This is a genomic window from Burkholderia sp. PU8-34 (assembly GCF_053427725.1).
In genome coordinates this window covers 1-707 of sequence record NZ_JBSAXC010000058.1, presented here as the reverse complement: position 1 = coordinate 707, position 707 = coordinate 1, and the positions used below count along the sequence as shown (strand labels likewise).

Below are 707 nucleotides of genomic sequence, written 5' to 3'. Positions count from 1 at the left end.
GCGTTTGCCGTAACGTTGCTGCCGACCACGGTTCCCGTGTTGTTCAACGTCGCGCTATTGGTTGCGACCGCATCGCCTTCGATTCGGCCTGCGTTATCGATCGTGCCGTTGTTCGCGTTGACCGTCGTCGCCGCCGAATTCAAATCCGCGCCGCGCTGGTTTTCGACGTTCGCCGCATTCACCGTGAGCGCGCCGTTCGCATCCAGCACACCTTGGTTCGTCAGCTTGCCCGAGGTGGTAAACGTAAAGTCGCCGTTCGCATGAAGCTTGTTTGCTGCCGTCTGCGTGTAGTCGCCCGCGAGCGTAACCGAGCCGTTGCGGCCCGCGATAATCGAACCATCGCCAGTCAACAAGCCCGTCGTCAACGTCAGGTCTCGATCGCTGCCGATCGCGCCGTTCTGGTTCGAAAGCGTGCCAGTTTGAATCGAAACGCTGCCGCCACTGTCTGCGTCATTGCCGATTTTTCCCGACGTGTTATCGATGGATGCCGTTTGCAATCCAAGCGCGCCGTTCGCATGAACAGAACCACCCCGATTCGAAAGAGCAGCGTTTGTGCCGTTCACCGTCAGATTGTTCGCGGCCGACAACACACCGCCGGCATTGTTCACGTTGCTGCCAACGTTCAGTTTGAGGTCGTGTCCGGCAACCGTCTGGGCGCCTTGCGAATTCGTGAGCGTTTGCGCGGTGAGCGTCACATCGCCGTTTCC

1 protein-coding gene is annotated in these 707 nt (G+C 59.4%); it reads right to left on the bottom strand.

The genetic code is table 11. The features are described from left to right. On the bottom strand, nucleotides 1-707 hold a 707-nt coding region (locus ACV22Z_RS35675; protein ID WP_448080932.1), incomplete at both ends, for a hypothetical protein.